At 67.2% G+C, this 19,588-nt stretch carries 11 protein-coding genes and 1 pseudogene; 9 read left to right on the top strand and 3 right to left on the bottom strand.

Annotation, left to right across the window (positions count from 1 at the left end):
- Positions 1 to 40 precede the first annotated feature (40 nt).
- Positions 41 to 727, bottom strand: a complete 687-nt coding sequence (locus ACIQOE_RS27220; RefSeq protein WP_351328230.1) for a pentapeptide repeat-containing protein — start codon at positions 725 to 727, stop codon at positions 41 to 43.
- Positions 728 to 831: 104 nt separating this feature from the next.
- Between ACIQOE_RS27220 and ACIQOE_RS27215 the strand changes: the two genes are divergently transcribed.
- The 6 genes from ACIQOE_RS27215 (at position 832) to ACIQOE_RS27190 (ending at position 15,802) form a co-directional block, all read left to right on the top strand.
- Positions 832 to 1,488, top strand: a complete 657-nt coding sequence (locus ACIQOE_RS27215; RefSeq protein WP_351328232.1) for a rhomboid-like protein — start codon at positions 832 to 834, stop codon at positions 1,486 to 1,488.
- A gap of 9 nt (positions 1,489 to 1,497) precedes the next feature.
- Complete coding sequence (locus ACIQOE_RS27210) at positions 1,498 to 2,904, top strand: NAD(P)/FAD-dependent oxidoreductase (RefSeq protein ID WP_401414259.1); 1,407 nt, start codon at positions 1,498 to 1,500, stop codon at positions 2,902 to 2,904.
- Between the two features lie 108 nt (positions 2,905 to 3,012).
- Positions 3,013 to 6,261 carry a Tat pathway signal protein gene (locus ACIQOE_RS27205; protein ID WP_401414257.1) on the top strand — a complete coding sequence of 1,083 codons (3,249 nt, stop codon included), beginning with the start codon at positions 3,013 to 3,015 and terminating at the stop codon, positions 6,259 to 6,261.
- Positions 6,262 to 6,805: 544 nt separating this feature from the next.
- A complete protein-coding gene (locus tag ACIQOE_RS27200; RefSeq protein ID WP_401414255.1) occupies positions 6,806 to 10,030 on the top strand; it encodes a helicase-related protein in 3,225 nt (1,074 codons plus the stop codon).
- Positions 10,027 to 12,747, top strand: a complete 2,721-nt coding sequence (locus ACIQOE_RS27195; RefSeq protein ID WP_401414253.1) for a DUF1156 domain-containing protein — start codon at positions 10,027 to 10,029, stop codon at positions 12,745 to 12,747. Before ACIQOE_RS27200 ends, ACIQOE_RS27195 begins: the two co-directional genes overlap by 4 nt.
- A 55-nt stretch (positions 12,748 to 12,802) precedes the next feature.
- Complete coding sequence (locus ACIQOE_RS27190; protein WP_401414251.1) at positions 12,803 to 15,802, top strand: DUF499 domain-containing protein; 3,000 nt, start codon at positions 12,803 to 12,805, stop codon at positions 15,800 to 15,802.
- A 71-nt stretch (positions 15,803 to 15,873) separates the two neighbouring features.
- Here ACIQOE_RS27190 and ACIQOE_RS27185 read toward each other — a convergent pair whose 3' ends face one another.
- Positions 15,874 to 17,046, bottom strand: coding sequence for a helix-turn-helix domain-containing protein (locus ACIQOE_RS27185; protein ID WP_401414249.1), 1,173 nt, complete (start codon positions 17,044 to 17,046; stop codon positions 15,874 to 15,876).
- The gene (locus ACIQOE_RS27180) at positions 17,030 to 17,839 is read right to left on the bottom strand and encodes a hypothetical protein (protein ID WP_401414246.1); all 810 of its coding nucleotides are present in this window, start codon (positions 17,837 to 17,839) and stop codon (positions 17,030 to 17,032) included. The genes ACIQOE_RS27185 and ACIQOE_RS27180 overlap by 17 nt, the downstream gene beginning before the upstream one ends.
- A 134-nt stretch (positions 17,840 to 17,973) precedes the next feature.
- Here ACIQOE_RS27180 and ACIQOE_RS27175 point away from each other — a divergent pair.
- The 3 genes and pseudogenes from ACIQOE_RS27175 to ACIQOE_RS27165 all read left to right on the top strand — a co-directional run.
- Positions 17,974 to 18,114: pseudogene (locus ACIQOE_RS27175) on the top strand (ATP-binding protein); the annotation flags it as partial.
- A gap of 605 nt (positions 18,115 to 18,719) precedes the next feature.
- Complete coding sequence (locus ACIQOE_RS27170) at positions 18,720 to 18,974, top strand: hypothetical protein (protein WP_401414244.1); 255 nt, start codon at positions 18,720 to 18,722, stop codon at positions 18,972 to 18,974.
- Between the two features lie 142 nt (positions 18,975 to 19,116).
- Entirely contained in the window at positions 19,117 to 19,521 is a 405-nt protein-coding gene (locus ACIQOE_RS27165) for a hypothetical protein (RefSeq protein WP_401414241.1), read from the top strand.
- Positions 19,522 to 19,588 lie beyond the last annotated feature (67 nt).

Raw genomic sequence — 19,588 nt, 5'->3', positions numbered from 1 at the left:
CTCGGCCGGGCTCCAGCGGCGGTGTCAGCGGCGGCCGCGCTCAGCCCTCCACGCGGATCCCCAGCTGCGCGGCCAGCACCGGGGCCAGGTCGAGCAGTTGGGACGTGCTGATCACCGCCCCGGCCAGCCGCTCCACGCCTCTGCTGATCTCCAGGGCCGCGGCGCCGCGCAGGTCGACGTCCTTCATCGTCACCCCGGTGAGGTCGGCCTCCTTCAGCGTGCAGTCGACGAACTCCACCCGCTCCAGGACCGCGTCGCCGAAGTCAGGCTCCACCAGGACGCAGCCCTCGAAGACGACGTCCCTGAGCCGGGCCGTGCGCAGGTTGAGATAGTCGATCTTGCCGCCGCGGACCACCACGCGCTCCAGGACCGCACCGTGCAGCTGGGTGCCGCCCAGGCGGGCGTCGACCAGCTCGACGTCGCGGAGCGTCGCGTCGGCCAGGTTCGTGCCGACGCCTCGCGGTGCCGTCAGGACCGTGTCCAGCAGGCGGGCGTGCCGCAGCCCCGCCTCGTCGAAGGCGCAGCCGGTCAGCGCGCAGTCCATGAACCGGGCGCCCGCGCCGTCCTGCCCGGCGAAGTCCGCCTCCCGGAACTCCAGCCCGTCGTAGTCGCCGTCCGGCTCCAGCTCGCCGCCGCCCCACGGCTCCAGCTCGGGCAGCCGCACCTCCGGCCGCCGCGCGCCCTTCACCCTGCCACCACCGGACCCGCCGGCCACTGTCCTCGCCATGCCCCCATCTTGCAGGGCGCCACCGACAACGGAAGACGACCGGGATCGGCCGCTCCGGAATGTCAATCACCCACCCGACGTTGCGGCCGTGCATGAATCGCCTCATGCGAATTCTCCGGGACCTCGGCGGCAGGGCGTGGAGGTATGTCCGCAGCGCTCCCGGCACGTACGTCTGGCTGGCGATCCTCTTCGTGACGACGGTCGCGCTGCACCACATGTCGCCGGAGTTCGAGCAGCAGTTCCTGCGGCAGCGGTCCACGAACATCCGCGAGCTGTCGGACAACCCGCTGCGGGTGCTGGTCGCCAGCGCGATGTGGATCGGCGGCGGCCACTGGGTGCCGTACGCGGTGCTCTACACCGTCTTCCACGCGCCCGCGGAACGCTGGCTCGGCACCGTCCGCTGGCTGCTGGTGTGCGTGACCGCGCACGTGCTGGCCACCCTGATCAGCGAGGGCGCGCTGCTGAAGGGCATCCACGACGGCATCGCCCCGCACTCCGCGGTCAACACCCTGGACATCGGGGTGAGTTACGCGCTGGCCGGGGTGGTCGCGGTGCTCGCGTACCGGATCGCGACGCCCTGGCGGTACGGGTACCTCGCGGTCGTCCTGCTGGTCTACGGGCTGCCGCTGGCCGGGTCGCCCACCTTCACCGACCTCGGGCACCTCGTCGCCGCACTGATCGGTCTGGCCTGCTATCCGCTGGTCAGAGGCCGTGGAAAAGCATGGAATCCGAAGGAGACACTGACCGCTCTCAAGGGTTAACGTCCGGCCATGAGCAGCTCGGCAAGCAGTGTCGTCAACGGTGGCATCTCCTTCTGGTACGCGCACGACGGCCTCCCGGCGGTGCGGGAGCCGCTCGACGGGGACGCGTCGGCGGACGTGGTGATCGTGGGCGGTGGCTACACCGGCCTGTGGACCGCCTACTACCTGAAGAAGGCCGCTCCCTTCCTCCGCATCACGGTCCTGGAGCAGAAGTTCTGCGGCTACGGCGCCTCCGGCCGCAACGGCGGCTGGCTCTACAACGGCATCGCCGGCCGCGACCGGTACGCCGCGCTGCACGGCCACGACGCCGCCGTACGCCTTCAGCGGGCCATGAACCGGACCGTCGACGAGGTGATCGCGGTCGCCGCCGCCGAGGGCATCGACGCCGACCTGCACAAGGGCGGCGTGCTGGAGGTGGCCACCACCCCGGCCCAGCTGTCCCGCCTGCGGGCCTTCCACGAGCACGAGCTGTCGTACGGCGAGGACGACCGCGAGCTCTACGGCGCCCGGGAGGCCCGCGAGCGGATCCGGGTCGCCGACGCGGTGGGCGCCGCCTGGACCCCGCACGGCGCCCGCCTGCACCCCGTGAAGCTGGTGAAGGGGCTGGCGGCGGCGGTGGAGGCGCTGGGCGTGCGGATCCACGAGTCCACGCCTGTGACCGAGATCCGCCCGCGGCACGCCGTCACGCCGTACGGCACGGTCCGCGCCCCGTACGTCCTGCGCTGCACCGAGGGCTTCACCGCGAACCTCAAGGGCCAGAAGCGCACCTGGCTGCCGATGAACTCCTCGATGATCGCCACCGAGCCGCTGACCGAGGAGCAGTGGGAGTCGGTGGGCTGGCAGGGGCTGGAGACCCTCGGCGACATGGCGCACGCCTACATGTACGCCCAGCGCACCGCCGACGGGCGGATCGCGCTCGGCGGGCGCGGGGTGCCGTACCGCTTCGGCTCACGGACGGACAACGACGGCCGGACGCAGGAGGCGACGATCGAGGCCCTCCGCGAGATCCTGGTCCGGTTCTTCCCCTCGCTCGCGGGCGTCGGCATCGAGCACGCCTGGTCCGGGGTGCTCGGGGTGCCGCGCGACTGGTGCGCGACCGTCACCCTCGACCGCTCCACGGGGCTGGGCTGGGCGGGCGGCTACGTCGGCTCCGGCGTCGCCACCACCAACCTCGCGGGCCGCACCCTGCGCGACCTCGTCCAGCTCGACTCCGGCCAGGCGGGCCGCACCGACCTGACCGAGCTGCCGTGGGTGGACCACAAGGTCCGCAAGTGGGAACCGGAACCCTTCCGCTGGCTCGGCGTCCAGGCCATGTACACCACCTACCGCACCGCCGACCGACGCGAACGCCACCACCCGAGCACCGACTCCTCCCGCCTGGCCCGACTGGCGGACCGGGTGGCGGGGCGGCACTGACCCACCGCACGGCTCCGCGGTGCGCGGGCACCCCCGGAATCTCGTTGAACCTGTGTCACACCTGTGTGCGACGATCGCCCCAACATCCGTATTTCCAGGGGGGAATCGATGGCGCACCCCGTGCCCGGCACCGGCTTCGGCCCGACGGCGAGACCCGGGCGGCTCACCGCCGTGACCGTCCTCGCCGTGTCCCTGCTCGCCTCGCTGCTCACCCTCGTCGGCGCCGGATCCGCCCGCGCCGACGACCCGGTGTGCGCACCACTGGCCCTCGCCTCCTTCGGCGACCCCGGGGACGCCGAGGCCCAGGTGTCGGTGCCTGCGGACGGCAGCACCTGCTTCACCCTCACCGCCGAGGCGCCCGGCCTGCACCTGGTCTCCTTCGGCGCCGGCAGCAGTGACCTCTACCCGCAGCTGTCCACCGCCGACGGCACCCAGCTCGACTGCTACGACGTCGAGTACGGCGTCAAGGGCTGGTGCGACCTGCCCGCGGCCGGCGCCTACACCCTCAAGGTCCTCAACACCGGCTGGGACCTCGCCGCCTCGACGCTCACCGTCGTCCCGCTCCGCTCGGCCACGCCGGGCTGCTTCGACCCGGCCGGCACCGGCTGGGACCAGCCGCCCGCCACCCGCACCAGCGTCAGTCCGGCCGAGATCGACTGCCAGCCCTTCACCGGCCGTCCCGGCGAGCGCATCAGCCTCACGGCCGCCACCTCGGTCTACGGCAGCACCACCGCGTGGCTCACCGACACGACCGGAGCCCGCGTCTGCCCGCACTTCCCGGAGGACGGCGAGGACGGCTGCGTGCTGACCGGCAGCGGCCCCTACCGGGTGATCTCCCAGGTCACCTCCTCGGAGAACGGCTTCCCCGCCGGGTACACGGTCGCCGCCCGACGCCTGAACGACCCGCAGGGCTGCACCACCGCCCCGGTCCGCCCCTACGGCGCCCTGGACCCGCAGGACCTCACCGTCGGCGGCTGCTACACCTTCACCACCGACAAGGCCGGTCCCTACACCGTCCACTACGTCAACGACGACCGCGGCACCGGCGCGGTCCAGGTCTACGGCACCGACGGCAGGACCGTGTGCCGCTCCGGCACCGACCCGTGCCGGGTGCCCGCGGCCGGCACCTGGACCGCGATCCCCGGGGGCAGCGCCCGCCAGGGCCTGATCGTCCTCGACCGCGCCTCCGACGCCGGGTGCGTGACCACCGGATACGGCCTGCACCAGGGCGAGCTGAGCACGCCCGGCCAGTACGACTGCCTGACCCTGCCCGCCCCGCGGAACGCCCGGATCGCCGCGCTCCGCCCGCTGGTCTCCGCCGGCGTCCACGCCGACGTGGAGGTCGTCGACGCCGCCGGCACCGCCCAGTGCGACGCGCAGGCTCTCGCGGACGGCGACTGCGCGCTCACCGGCACGGCGCCCTACCGCGTGCTGCTGCACAGCGAGTACCAGGCCGAGGGCGCGACCGGCTCCTACAGCGTCGCCCTGCACCGCACCGACGCCCCCGAGGGCTGCCCCGTGCTGCCCGCGGGCAGCTTCTCGGCCGACGGCGCGAAGGCCACGTTCACCACCGGTGCCGGAGTCTTCTCGCAGTGCCTCGACATCCCGGCGGACGCCCACACGGGCGCCGAACTGCTCCAGCTGACCGCGACATCCGGGGACGTACCCGCGAAGTTCTCGGTGCTGGACGCCACCGGCAAGAAGGTCTGCGAGCACTACGCCGCCACCGACGGCTGGTCCGTCTGCTCGCTCACCCCGGGCAAGGCCCACACCGTGCTGGTCGCCGGCCAGGACAAGGCGGCCGCATACACGCTGACCCGCCGGGACGTCACCGCCTCCGCCACCTCGGCGGGCTGCGCGAAGACCGCGGCGGCCAAGGTCGGCGGTCCCTCGGTGAAGCGCGGTTACGGCGCCGCCGGCACCGTCGACTGCGTCCAGGTCACCACCCCCGCCGCCACCGACGTCGTCCACGTCAACGTGCGGGACGCTCTGGGCACGGCGGACATCGCGGTGATCGGCGGCGACGGCAGGACCGAGTGCTCCTTCCGCAGCAGTGCCTGCGCGGTCACCGGCTCCACCACCCACCAGGTCCTCGTCCAGACCCCGGCGGGCCAGCAGGCCTCCCCCGTCTACCACTTGGACGCCCTGCGCATCGCGACCGCCGACGGCCCCGCGCCCGAGTGCACCCGGGTCCCGTCGGTCTCGTACGGGTACGGCCCGGTCACCGGCACCCTCGACGAGGCGCACAGCGCCGTGTGCGCGGTCCTGCCGACCACGGGCCTCGACCACTTCTCCGCCGACATCAAGGACACCTCCGGCGCGACCGCCACAGCCGTACCGGCGCTGTACAACCCGGCGTCCTGGCGCAACGGCTGCGTCCACTACATCGGCGAGGGCGGCGACGGCTACGACTGCGACACGCTCGGTTCGTCCCCGGCGGTCACCCCGACCGTGTTCCTGCTGAGCCTGCCCGAGGCCGCGTCCAGCACCGCCTACAGCGCCCGGCTGGCCTGCTCCTCCCCCCTCTGCGGCACCGACAAGGTGAGCGTCACGGGGATCAGCCCGACCACCGGGGTGAGCGGCACGAAGGTGAAGGTGACGGTCACCGGCACCGCGCTCGGCCCGAACACCCAGGTACGGCTGAGCCTGTCCGGCCGGACGATCTCCGCGAAGGCCGACTCGGTCGCCGCGGACAACCGCTCGATGACGGCCACCCTGGACCTGACCGGCGCGGCCGTCGGCGACTGGAGCGTCAGCGTGCTGTCGTTCTGCTGCGAATATCCGAGCGGCGGCTTCACGGTGACCCAGCCTCGGCTGACCGGCACGGCCGCCCCGAAGATCACGGGTACCGCCAAGGTCGGCGCCAAGGTCACCGCCACGACCGGCAGCTGGTCGGCGGCCCCGGCCTCCTACACCTACCAGTGGAAGGCCGACGGCAAGGCGATCTCCGGGGCCACCGCCGCGTCGTACACCGTCCCGGCGGCCCTGCTCGGCAAGAAGCTCACGGTGACCGTGACGGCCGGGAAGAGCGGCTGGCTGAGCGGGTCCGCGACCTCGGCCGCGGTGACGGTCGCGAAGGGGGACGCGCCCAAGGCGACCAAGGCGCCGACGATCAGCGGCACGGCAAAGGCCGGCAAGAAGCTGACGGCGGCGCACGGCACCTGGAGCCCGGCGCCGACGTCGTACGCCTACCAGTGGTACGCGAACGGCAAGGCGATCAGCGGAGCCACCAAGTCCACCCTGACCCTGAAGACGGCGCAGAAGGGCAAGAAGATCACCGTGCGCATCACGGCCCACCGCACGGGCCACGGCGACGGCACGGCGACCAGCAAGGCGACGAAGCCGGTCACCGGCTGACCCCGCCCCGACAGCCGTCGGCCCCCACGATCACGGATCGCGGGGGCCGACGGCTGTGACAGAGCCCCCTGTCGGATTCGAACCGACGACCTACGCATTACAAGTCGGGGAAAGATCTTGCTGGATGCTGCTGGACGATTCTTCCGTGTGCGAAACCACCAGGTCAGGACAGGTTCGCCATGGAGGCCGGTCCACATCAGGACAGCTCCTGCCACACCGTCCGCTCACGCATCGCTCAGGCGGTAAGCCCTTAGCGGCCTCGGCCATGCCGCTCCCACCGACCGCAAGTTGCGTGCGATCAGACCCTTGTGCCCAAAGGCAACGGGTGGCCGGAAAACCTCGCTCACGCCTCAGTCTTCACATCCCCAACCCTTGGAAGTCGCAGGTGGTTACTGTAACTTGACGTTCCGTTAGTTGACGGTGGTTGGGGAACCACGGTTGACCGGGGGAGGGGCCAGGGCATGGCATGTCCACGTCTAACGGATTGGCCTGTGGCCAGTCTCATCAGCTGGATCCGGGCGAGCCTTGAGGCAGACAAATAAGCATGCCGCCCCAAGCCGCATTCGAGCGCGGCCAGAGAGTAAGGGTCCAGGCCGCTGGCGTACCGGAGTTCGCCACAATCAGGTTCGCCCTGCCCGGAGATCAATCGGGGTCATGGGATCTCATCCTGGTCGACGACGAAGACCGTCGTCACGAAGTGAATCTGGCAGCCGGAGACACCGAGACCGTGCGCCCTCTCGTCAGCGACGGGCGGGCCGACTCCGCCCGCGTGCTGGCCGCGATGTGGACCCAGTGGATGAATGCCGCGGCAACCAACGCCGAGTCCAGTGCGATGGCAGCCACGCCACTGAAGCCGTACGCGCATCAGACCACGGCCGTCTATGGAGCGATGCTCCCCCAGCCCCTGCTGCGTTTCCTTCTCTGTGACGAGCCGGGTACCGGAAAAACGATCATGGCCGGCTTATATCTGCGTGAGATGCAAAGGCTCGGCCTGATAAAGCGGGCGATCATCGTGTGTCCGGCGAACCTGGCCACCAAGTGGGTGGACGACTTCCAGCGATTACTGGGAGGCGGGCTGCGTCAGCTGACCTCGGCCACCGTGCGTGAGGACGCGCTGAACTCCAACGACCTATGGGTGGTGTCGCTGGAATTGGCAGCGGTGAACCCTGCAGTACAGGACGCCATCCGGCCCGACAAGGCTGGCTGGGATCTGGTCGTCTTCGACGAAGCGCACCGACTGACTCCGACCGCTGCCGGCTTCCACCAGGTCGGACGGCTGTTGGCCAAGAACACCCCCCGCGCGCTGCTGATGACAGCAACGCCGCACCGCGGCAAAGAGTGGCTCTTCCGACACCTGCTGCATCTGGTGGACCCGGAGATCTACCCGGATCCGGGCAACGACCCCAACATCAAGCTCAGTGCGCTGCGCCCCGGTCCCATTCACTTCCTTCGGAGGATGAAGGAGGACTTGGTCGACTACGACGGCACGACCCGGTTGTTCAAGGGGCGCACCGCGCACAACCACAGCGTCCCGCTGTCGCAGACCGAGTACGGCTTCTACAGGGCCGCCCTGGATATGGTCGACCGATTCTTCCCCCCGGTGGCACAACCGCTTGCCCGCATGGTCTACGGGAAGCGAGCAGCCTCCAGTCTCTATGCGCTGGCCGAGACGCTGCGCCGACGGTACGAGCACATGGGGGCGATGAGCGAGGCGGAGGCGGCGCTCATCGCCGACCGCGAGGATCACGGTGACGAGGCCGAGGTCGATGAGGCGAAGGTGATTCACTCGGTCTCGGCCGCTTCCAGGGCTGAGCGGTCCGCGATCAACAGCCTTGTGCAGCAGATCGACGCAATAGTCACTGACTCTCGCTGGCAGCCGTCGAAGTGGAAGCGGCTCACCGACGACTGCCTGGCCGCCCATGGAATCCACCCCGGGAACGGTGAACAGGCCGTTGTCTTCACCGAGTACGCAGACTCGGCCGAGTGGATCGCCCAGCGGCTCCAGGCCCAGGGATACACCGCACAGCTCTACTCCGGCCGCCAGGGCAAGACCGAACGCGACGTGACGCGCAAGGCATTCATGCGCGGCGAATTCCAGATCATCGTCACCACTGACGCCGGCAACGAGGGCATCGACCTGCAGGCTGCGCACGTGCTCGTGAACTACGACATCCCGTGGTCTTTGGTCCGCCTCGAACAGCGGATGGGACGTATCCACCGCGTCGGTCAACAGCGCGAGGTCTACCTCTACAACCTGGTTGCTACCGACACCCGGGAAGGCAAGACCCTGCTCCGCCTCCTGGACAACTTCGTTACGGCCGCGAACGAACTGCGTGGCCAGATGTTCGACAGCCTTTCGGCAGTCGCTGAAATCACCGGTGTCGATTACGACAAGTGGCTTTCGGACCTCTACGGCAACGACGAGCTGAAGAAGCAGCAGGCCATCGCCGCCGCCCAAGCGGTTCAGACGCAGGAACTCAGCCGGGCGGCCCGGAAGGTACGGGACAACGAGCGACGTCTGGCCAGTCAGGTCGATGCGGTGGCCGCACTGACGCTGCTTCAGCGTGACCTCTTCGCACGCATCAACCCGGCCATCGTCGAGGCATACCTCGACCGGCTCGCGGCGGCCGGCGTACTGAAGTCCGCACCGACCGCGGCCGGGCCCGGGTTCCGGCGGCTCTCTCTGAGCGGCAAGGCCATATTTCCGGCCACGCTGGGCGGACGGAACGAGGTTCACGTCGCCACCAGCGGGGATGTGATGCGCGAAGCCTCAGAGAGCATCGACATCAGTGACACAGTCACCCTCGGCCCCGGTGAACCCGGCTTTAGCGACCTGATCAACACAGCCGAGCACACCCTGGCCGAGGCTCTGTACCAGTCCGGCGCCGCATCCGACCCCACCAGCCTCACCCCGTACGACTTGTACGCATACGAGGCGACGATGACCGAAAGCAACGGCAAGCGCGCCAGCATATGGGCCACCTTGATCAAGGTGGACGACAGTGGCAATGCCCGCCCGGTGCGATGGGAGTCCCTGGCCAACCTCGTGCCCACCGACCAGCACGGCGGCTCACCACATCCGGCTCGGGAGAGCCATGCGCTCGCATCTGCCCACGAAGTAGCCGACGCGACCGTCACGGAGCACCGGAAGGTGCGCGCCGACTGGTTCTCTCAGGCCCGCCGTGACCTGACCAACCTGCCGCTGAGCCTAACCGACGGTATCGATGACCGCCTTGCCCGCCTTGAGCTGCGGCACCGACTTCAGGACCAGACCGCTCGGCGACTCAAAGAGTTGGAGCGGCTCGCGGACGTGCATCTGACCGAACCGAAGCAGGTGGGTCGAATCCGCGTCCTGGCCACCGCCGACCTCAGCGTCCAGGCCGAGATCGACGCCGAGTTGGTCTCCATGCGGCGCGTGCAGCAACTCCTTGAGGACGACGGCTGGACCGTGGCCGATGTCCACACCGAGGGCCGCGGTTACGACTTGGAGGCCCGCCGCCACAGCCAAGTCCGCCATGTCGAGGTCAAGGGCGTGCTCGGCAGCGCGGGCAGCGACGGCATCCGGATGACAGGCAACGAAGTCCTCATCGCGACCCAGCACCGCAAGGAGTACTGGCTCTACGTCATCGACCAGTGCGCCGACGGCAAGGGCCGGTTCTTCGGTGCTTACCAAGACCCCGCCACCCTCTTCGCGAACGTCATGACCGGGAACGCGGTGTTCCGCGTCCCGGGCACCAGCCTCAAGAACGCCCCCGGGAGTAACGCATGACCCGCATGATTGAACGCTGGTTTCCCAGCGCAGAGGTATCGGCCAACAGTGACAAAGGCTGGGGCTCGGGCAACAGCGAGATCTCCCTGTTCATGTGGTTCGCAAAGCGACCCACCGCTCAGGCCAAAGCGGCCACCATCTGTTCCCTGCTGCCGTGGCCAGACGACGCTGCAGAACGGACCAGGCTGCAGAATCTGGTCCGAGAGGCCATGAAGGGGCGCTATGCCGCATGGGGCGATCTTCAAACCGAGATCGCCAAGGCGAATCCTGAAGGCGCGACCACTCTGGACCCCTTCTCGGGACGAGGCATGATTCCCCTGGAATCGGCACGTTTGGGCGTCCAGGCATCCGCTGTCGACTACAGCCCAGTCGCGGCGCTCGCAAGCCACTTGCTCACCTCCGCGCCGTTCGTTGACTGGAGCGATGAGCCCGAGCTGCCGTTCGGGGAAGAGCGGGACCACCTACTCATGTCCCGTACGGACAGATTGCTGAGCGACCTCAAATCGCTGTTCTCAGAGATACAGACCCGTCACGCGGCCTCAATGAGCGACGTCTACCCCCGACACAACGGAGCCCTGCCGTGGGGCTACTTATGGTCCGTAACTATCCCTTGCCAGGAATGCCACCGCCGGTTCCCGCTCATCGGTTCCTACGAGCTGATGCCAGCCCGTGGCGACAGAGAGGCCGTCTCGTTCTACATCGACGCGGACCGGGCTTCCAGCACGTGGGAGGCGGTCGTGGCCTCCGGAAAGCCCGCTCGCACGCCAACGCTGACCAACGCCGTAGTGAACGGCAAGAAGGTGGCGGGGAAGAGTGCGATCTGCGTGTTCTGTAATCACGTCCACCCGCTTGCAGTACATCGCCGACAGTTACAAGAGGGACACGGCCAGGACGCCCTGGTTCTCGCTGCGGACATCGACGTCAAGAGCCAGAAGACCTTCCGCCGCCCCACGGGTGCAGAGCGCGAGGCTGTCGCTGCGGCCGGGCGGGCGCTGGCTACAGAGGCAGCGTTCAGCCCGTTCCTGCCCGCTGTTCCGGACGAGGGAATCGCGCCGGGCAACAACAACATCATCGGCCCGAGCATCTATGGGGCGAAGACTTACGGCGACTTGATGGTCGGCCGTCAGACCCTTTCCTATGTGCGGCTCGCACGCATCATCAATGAGCTCGGTGAGGAGCTGGCCGCCGCCGGGCTGTCGCGGGAATACGTGCGGGCCCTGACTGGGTACGCGACTGCGGTCGTGGTGAAGAAACTGCGGCGGTCCACCCGTGGTGCGCGGTTCCAGAGCACGGGCGGTGCACGGGTCGGGGATCTTTTCGTCAACGAAGGGTCGATCACCTTTTCCCACGACTTCTTCGAAGCTGGCATCGGCGAGGGCCCCGGAACGTGGAAGTCGATCTCGGACAACGTGCTGGCCGCCTGTCGCAATCTGTTCTCCGATCTGTGCGGTATGTCGGCCTCTGTGCAGCGAGGAACTGCCACTGCTCTGGCCTTCCCTCCTCGCACCTTCACCGCAGTCGTCACTGACCCTCCGTACGACCAGATGATCGCGTATGCGGACGCATCCGATCTTTTTTTCACGTGGGCTAAGCGGTGCCTGCACAACACCTGGCCGGAACTCGCTATCACTGCCGACCCGTACGGCTGCCAGGACAAGAGCCAGGAAATCATCGTCAAGCGGGTTCGAGGCGAAGCCCCTGACGAACACCGCACCCGCGAGCACTACGACGCCCTAATCACCGAAGCCTTCACTCAGATGCGGCAGGTTGTCCGGGATGACGGCGTCGTCACGATCGTCTTCGGCCACGGGGAACCTGAGGTGTGGCAGCGTCTGCTGCACTCGATCGAGCGAGCCGGGCTGGTGATGACCGGTTCATGGCCAGCCAATACGGAGTCCGGTGGTCAGCAGGGTAAGGCCAATATCGAGACGACCCTGACCATGGCCTGCCGCCCGGCCCCGACCGATCGACCGGCAGGCCGCAAGGGCGCGGTCGAGTCCGAGATCAAGGCTGAGATCAAGCGGCGTTACCCGGATTGGGAGCGGTGGGGCCTGGCCCCGGCGGACATGTTGATGGCCGCTGCCGGACCAGCCATGGAGGTCGTCGGCCGCTACCACGAGATCCTCAATGCCAAGGGCGAACCCGTCGACATCTATACGTTTCTTCCGCTGGCGCGAGCTGCAGTCCAGGAGGCCATGGCCGTCGAGATTAACCACCAGCCGCTGGAGACCTTTGATGCTCGGACGCGGTTCGCGCTGTGGTGGATCACTCTCTATGACCGGCAGGTTCGGGCGAAGTCCGAACTGCGCTGGCAGGCTTTGGCTTCTTCGCTCGACCTGGCAGCAATACGGGACCTGGTTCCCGATGCCGACAAGGGTGTCCGGTTCGTCGCCTCCCGGGAATACAACGGCAAGATCGACGAAGACTCGGCAGTCATCGACATTGCCCTCTCGCTCGCAGCTGCTTCGGAGGAGGGGCTGGAGGCCATGGGCCAGGTAATGGCGGCCACGGAGTACGCAGCTGACGACACCTTCCTGTGGGCCGCCGTCCAGTTCCTCGCGGACCGACTTCCCGTCAACGACCCGGACTCCGTCCGCTTCACCCGTGTGTTGCGCAACCGGACCGGCGTCGTCGGTGCCGCCGAGGCCGTGGAAGCGAGTAACTACGAAAAGACTCAGCTCCAACTGATCGACAACGCCCAGTTGCGGCTCGTGTGATGACGACCAGTACCACCACCGTGATCCTCAGATCCGCCAGCCCAGGAGAGCAGCTGTGACGACCAGCGTGACGCCGTGGTGGAAGGCACTCAAGCTTCGCCAGGAGATCCGGAGCGCCTCCGGGCAGATCGATGACGTACAGATGTCGCTGTTCCGAGCAGTTCACGCCACGGGAGCTGACCGGCCGCCCTATGCCGACGCCGACTACTACGGTGACATCACGCACCCGACCGAGCGGCTCATTGACCTGCTCACTGAAATCGCAGTCCGCGTCGGCGGTGGTGACGACTACTTGAAAGCCCGAGCAGTTACCCGACTCGACCAGGGCATGGGCGGGGGTAAGTCGCATGCCTGCATCGGTGCCTTCCATCTTGCCGCCAATCCAAAGGCGTTGCTGGGAACCGAGCTTGGTCAGAAGGTGACCGAGCGCGCGAGGGCCAGAATCGGCCACCCGCTTGCTGGCGGCCTCGGACGTCCGCATGTCGTCGTGCTGCCCTGCGACAACATGACCCCAGGGGTCGGGGTACAGGAGCTAGATGGGCCTGCAGTCAACCTCTACGAGCGTTTCCTGTGGCGTCTTTTCTCCAAGGACTACACTCTCTTCGAACGCTACCGGCGGTTCTGGAGCGACAAGCACAAGATCGCCGAGGCCATCAGCGCAGTGAACCGGCCCGTGCTGATCATCGTCGACGAGGTGCTCGACTACATCGGCAACGGACTGGACGGAGCAAACCAGACCGACCTGGCGGCCCAAGACATGGCGTTCCTACGGGCGCTGCTTGATGTCGTCAATGACGTCCCCCATGTCGCGATGCTGGTCGTGATGATCGCCTCCGACACCGACAAGACCGCGCTCTCGTCTGCCGCTCAGGCCCGCCGCGACGATCTGAACAGCCAGCTTGACCGCAACGGCCTGCCGACCACCGTAACCGGCGTGGGCGACTTCGCAGACATCCTCCGCCGGCGGCTGTTCGACGCCGAACCCGCAAGTGAGGTGCTCGCGGCGACTGCTGCGCTCTACAAGGAAGTTCTGACGGACAAGACCTGGAGCAAGCAGGTCTGGGACCCGATAGGCGCCGCGTGGCGCCGCAACTGGCGCGCGGAGATGACATCTTGCTATCCGTTCCATCCTATGCTGATGAGCCTGGCGCAGGAGGAGTGGAGCAAGGTCACCGGATTCCAACGGGTCCGGTCCACGATCCGCATCTTCGCCGCCACGGTCTATGCCCTGCAGCAGCGCGGCAAGTCAGGCGAGTGGGTGCCGGCTCTCATAGGCCCCGGTGACCTGCCGCTGTCGGACAGCACCGTCCGAGAGGCGCTCCTAGGCAGCGGCCTAGTCGAGGACGACCGCACCATCGCGAACTATAGGAGCTTGGCCGAGATCGAGGTCGTCAACCACGACGGCTCGTCAGGCACAGCACGCCGCCAGGATCTCGAACGGCAGATCAGCTCCTGGGGCACCAGCAATCCGCGCGCGGCTGAACGGGCGGCCACCTTCATCTTCCTGGCAAGCGTTGTCGGCACCCTGCGCCCGGGGCGTGGCCGCGGAGCCAGTGCTCCTGAGGTCAAGGCGGCCACCGGCGTGCCAGAGGCCACGTACACCGTGACCGACGCCGACGGCGTCGTCGATGAGCTGGTCAACCCGAACCAAGGGATGAGCGCGCTCGACATCACCCCCGGTCAGGGAAACAACAGGCCAGCCCGTTACTTCCTCTCCACCCGACTCACCCACCGCATGCTGGTGAAGAACATCCGGCGCACCATCACCGAGACCGAACGCGACCAGGTCATCGCCGACATCGCGAAGAGGCTGGCGAGCAGCGGTCCATTCCGCGATCTGCAGTTCGTCACGGCGGACCCCCAACGCAGTCCTGCCGATGTCCTTGCCACGGCCGGCTTAGACACGGCTTACACCACCCGGCTCATCGTCCTCGACCCGGCGCAGTACAGCCTGCGCAACGGCATGGAGAAACCGACCCTTGAGGCACTCACCGTTGCCATGGGGCTCGGGCAAGGCGCGCAGCAACTCCCCGTTCAGTGGGCCAGCAGCGCGGTATACGCCGTGGTGAACACCCAGCAGCGCGCTCTGGCCAGGAACTTGGCGGTGGAGTACCTGTCAAGGCAGAAGGCCATGCAGGCGCCCGAGATTCAGAACGACGACGAACTCAAGACCATCGGTGCCAAGGAGCTCGCCGAGGCCAAGACTCAGCTGGAGAGGGCGCTCAAGCGGGCGTACCAGCATGTTGCCTACTTGGCCCAGCCCGACCCGGACGGGGAGCGATACCTCGACCAACTTACATTCGACAAGGACAACATCACCGCCCTCGACGGCATGCTCGTCTGGAAGGGCCTCGCTGCTCGGGACAAGGTCTTCGACACCGGCCAGTTCAGCGCAAAGGCCCTCTTGCATAACCTTCGCGACCACGACTACGGCAAAACCCTCTCCGACATCCGAGTCGCCTTCTACAGCGCCCCCCGATTGCCTTTGCTGTTCGGCGGTGACCGCGACCTTCAACAGGCGATCTACGATGCAGTCAGCCAGGGCCTGCTGAGCATCGTCGATGGAGTGGGCACCGAGGTGGAGGTCACAGCACCTGGACAGGTCAACCTCGCGAGCACGGGCCTGCGCCTCGCCAAGCCACATCCCAAGACGTGCGCCGACTGCGACCAGCCGGCTCATGAAGGTCAATGCTCTTTGACAGCCGACGGCACCGTCGAAATCGTCTCGACTCGCAAGCCAGGCAGTTCAGCTGTCGACACACCGAGCGTGCCCCGGCAGCGCGAGACCGATGGGCCGAGTCCGGACCAGTCTCCGCAAAGGGAGCAGGCCAGGGACCGGCAGGTCGCCTTCTCGTTCACCAAGAACCTCCTGGCCAACGGCGACAGCGCCGACGGTTTCGCCGCACTCTTCCGAGCGTTCTACATGGCCCTGGACGAAAGGCAGATCAGCTATCTGCAGGGCACTCTCCAGTTGGTCATACAGGCTGATGAGGCCGAGCAGATCCAGCGGCGCCTAGAAGAACTCGGCATAAACGGAACGTTCAAGGAGATCTGACGGGTTACGAGTCCTGGAAGGATCTTGTCTGTCGATGTGGCCGTACGAAGCGGCTCGTATGGACTGGTTCGCTATTGCACAAGGCGTAGCACCGGGCGCCGTTCCTGGCAATCGAGCAGTTCTCGGACGCGCTCGGTCGTCCAGGCCAGCTCATGCGCCAGTTTAGCTACCGACAGATCCGTTTCCTTGCAGGCCAGTTCGAAGGCTTGGCGCAGAAGAGACGGTTGTTCGCCGGAGTAGTTCGAGACCGACTCGGGGATGAAACCCGGCTGGCCGTCCAGTGCACGCAAGCGTTGGTAAGTGCGGCTGGCCGTGGCATCCGAGATGAGCCCAAGTTCACGGCACCGGCAGACGAGTGAGTGGATGGAGACGCCCCAGACCTGCCTAAGTTCGGCTAGTCGCGCGAGGTCCATCCGCTTGGGCAAGAGGGGTAGGACGCTGTCTTGGGGAGTGAGGAACTCGGCGGCGAAGGCGTCGGCTTCCTTCTCCTGACGGCTGTCTCCAGTGGCATCGCCGTGGAGTACGAGGTGCCCGAGTTCGTGGGCAGCGGTGAAGCGATGGCGGTAGACGTCGTCGGCTCGGTTGGCTGTGAGGACCACGAGGGGCCGTGCCGCTCGGGTGGAGAAGGCGTCCACGGTGGCGGCCGAGGTGTCGGATGCCGGAGGCATCACGGCGACGATGCCGTGGGACTCCATGCGTCGGACGAGGTGGGTGGCGGGTCCGTCCCCCATGCCCCAACGGCGACGGAGCTCTTGTGCTGCCCCAGCAGGATTCGTGGGCAATTCGGCTCCGGGGTGGACCTCGCCCCCGGCGAAACCGGGCAGGTTCACCAAGGGCAGCTGAATCCGCCGTTCCAGGGCGTAGGTGAGTTCCCATACCTGTTCGGCAAAGGCGAGGGCTCGTTCCCTCTGCGACTTCGGCGTGCTGCGCAAGCTGCGGAAGTGGGCCATGGAGGCGTCGAGCCGGCTTACTGGACGGCCGACCAGGAAGAACGTGGCCGGTACGCCAAGTGTTTCGGCAAGACGGGGGATGAGGTCCGGGCGGGGGCGGGACACCCCTGTCTCGTACTGGCCCACCGCCGCCGGGGTCACCCCGAGGGCATTCGCGACGTCTTTCTTCGTCTTCTCGGCCAGCCGACGTGCTTGTGTCAGCCGGGCGGGATCAAAGCCGTCCGAGATGGCACGGGGCGTGGTGCCCCGCTCCTCCAGGCCCGGGATGAGGTCTTGCTTATTGATTCGCATCATCTTCGCTGGTCTGGTCGTCGGCCGGCTCTGCTTCTGTCAGCGGCGGAACGTCGCGCTGTTGATCAACGTTCGCACGAGACGACAGCGTAAGGGTCGGCTCTGCTCCGCCGTCGAAGCTGGTCAGTTTTCGCTCGGACGCCGTGGCCTGCTTGGGGATGCTCCTCAGGTGCTGTCCGTGGGATGTGACAGTGTCAGGCAGGGCGAGGGGCTCAGGGGCGGTCTCCCACACCAGGCGCCGCTCAGCACCCAGCGCCGCAATGCCCCAGTACGCCTCCAGGAGTTCGGAGGCATTGCAGGCGAAGGGAACAAGAATCAGACGGGTGCCTCGTGGCACAGATGCGAGACCACCGCGGGGCTCCACTACCTGACCGCTTTCGTCGAAGCCCTCGAAGTCGAACGCGCCCTGCACCTCAGCCGGGTCGGGTGCGAACGTGAACAGCTCCTTCACCAAACGGGACTCACGCGGAATGCGCGCCGTGCGCACGTCCGACAAGGTCTTCGAGTAGAGGAACGGATAGAGCAGACCGTTCCCGACCACCATCAGCTCGAACGGGAACCCGAACGGCTTCACGGGAGTGGCTCCCGGTAGATCCTTCAGTTCCTCCCACACCCGCTCGAACTGCCCCTGCCACCGGGCCGAGCCGTACGTGTGATTGGTACGCGATTCCGCCTGCTCCTGTGCAGCCTGCGCGTTGGCCTGCATGTTCCGTAGTGCCTGGCCAACACCCGCTCGAACTGCCAGATCCTGCTTGCCGAACACCTCGGTCGCCCAGGGCGAAAGAGACACACTCATGCGGACGACTCCTCTGGTCCGACTTCGGGTTGGAGTACTGCACCACCGAGCAGACTTTAGTTGATGTACCAATTCTTGCACAAGCGCTTCTCTGGAGCGCGTGATTCCCTCGCTGCTTCTTCAACCCAGAGTCAGATGATGCCGACGAGTCAAGGCGTGGCCTGCTACTCATGTATACCGTCGCCGACCGCTGGGGCTATGACCTGCACGGCTCAGGCAAGCATCCGTGGGGCAAAGAGGTCTGGGCCGAACTCCTCATCGAGGCCGACGAGTGAGCACCCCGACGGCGACGACCACATCTCTCCCGAACGTCGTCGGCCCCTGATCTGCCAGCAGATGGCGATGGAGTGCGCCATCTGGGCCCGTCGTTCCGGCTCTGGAGCTGCGCATCCAACTGCCGGACGGCCGGCTCGACCGTCCCGAATGCCTAGGAAAGGAAAAGGCTCCCGTGGCGTGGCGATGGACCACTGGAGATTGCTGGCTCAGGGGCACGCGCACCGCAGTGCCGGCGATCTGGCTTGGCCCTCTTCAGCGGGATGGACAACCCGCCCCGGTCTACGTCTGCGAGCCGTGCCTCAACCACCTCAAAGCGCAGGCGCTCGCTTGCTTCAGAGAGCGGCGGCCGTCTGACCAGATTCCCGCTTCGGGCGGTGCGGTGCTGTGCTGTGCAGCCGGAGGCGGGTGCCACCGCAACATCACAACTTTTCAGAGGAGTTGGCATGACGCGTCGCGCCGTACGCACGTAGCGGGTTCTCGGTGAACCGGATGCCCATCATGGCACCGCTGGTTCCCCGGTCCTCAGCACCCGTTTTGCGGAAGTGCTTGCCGCGGACGGACCTTCCCGGTCCACTTCGTCCAAGCAGGGTGGAAGGAAAACGAGATGAGCGAGTCGTACGAGGAACTGGAAGCGCGGTACAGGGACACCCTGAACCGGATGCGTCGGGCATACGAGATCTTGCAGAAGATCATGGGCGATCCCAAGCCCCTCCCTCCCGGGGAAGAGCCGCCGGTCTTGACCAAGGCGGAGCGCGACGCACAGACCGAGGCCATGAAGGCGTTCCAGGAGTACGTGCCAGTGAGGGATCTGTACTGGGCCACCCGGTGGGGCCGCGAGGGCAACCCGCCTAGGGCCTGACAGTGCGGCGTGGGCGGTCGTTGCTGAGACGGCAACGACCGCCCGCGTCAGTGTTTATAGGTGGTCCGCTCGCCGCCGACTCACCATCACTGCCCACACGGCTCGGAGTGCGAGGACGCGCTGGTCGACGCACGCTGAAGGCATGAACAGCCAGCACCCTCCAGGCCCTCCGGACGGGCCACTGCAACCCCCGGACCGCGGCGACAGGACCCAGTCGACGCCACGTTCTGCACGCTCCCGCTGGAGGATCCTTACCCATGCGAGCGCGGCTCTCGTCGGGCTCTTCGTCGGTGTGCTGATCGGCGTCACGAGCAACTCAAGCGCCAACAAGACAGCACCTTCAGCGACGGTCACCGCGACAGCGACCACCACGCGCGTGGCCACCGACAACACCCCGTCAGCAGTCGGCAAGGTCTCCTCGGATGGGTTCCCCGGCGATGGCACGTACGTCGTCGGCAACGACATCAAGCCCGGCACCTACCGCAGTGCGGGCCCGCAGGGCGGCCTCATCACCAGTTGCTACGAGCTCGTAACACGATCTTGTTGAAACGTCCTGGTGGGGCGTGACTGGTGTGCTGATTCGGCCGTTCGTGATGTGTGAGTACTCGGCCGTG

The sequence above is a fragment of the Streptomyces sp. NPDC091282 genome, assembly GCF_044757385.1.
Lineage (GTDB): Bacteria > Actinomycetota > Actinomycetes > Streptomycetales > Streptomycetaceae > Streptomyces > Streptomyces gramineus.
Note: the sequence above shows the minus strand (reverse complement) of the source record. Positions and strands in the feature narration are given on the sequence as shown.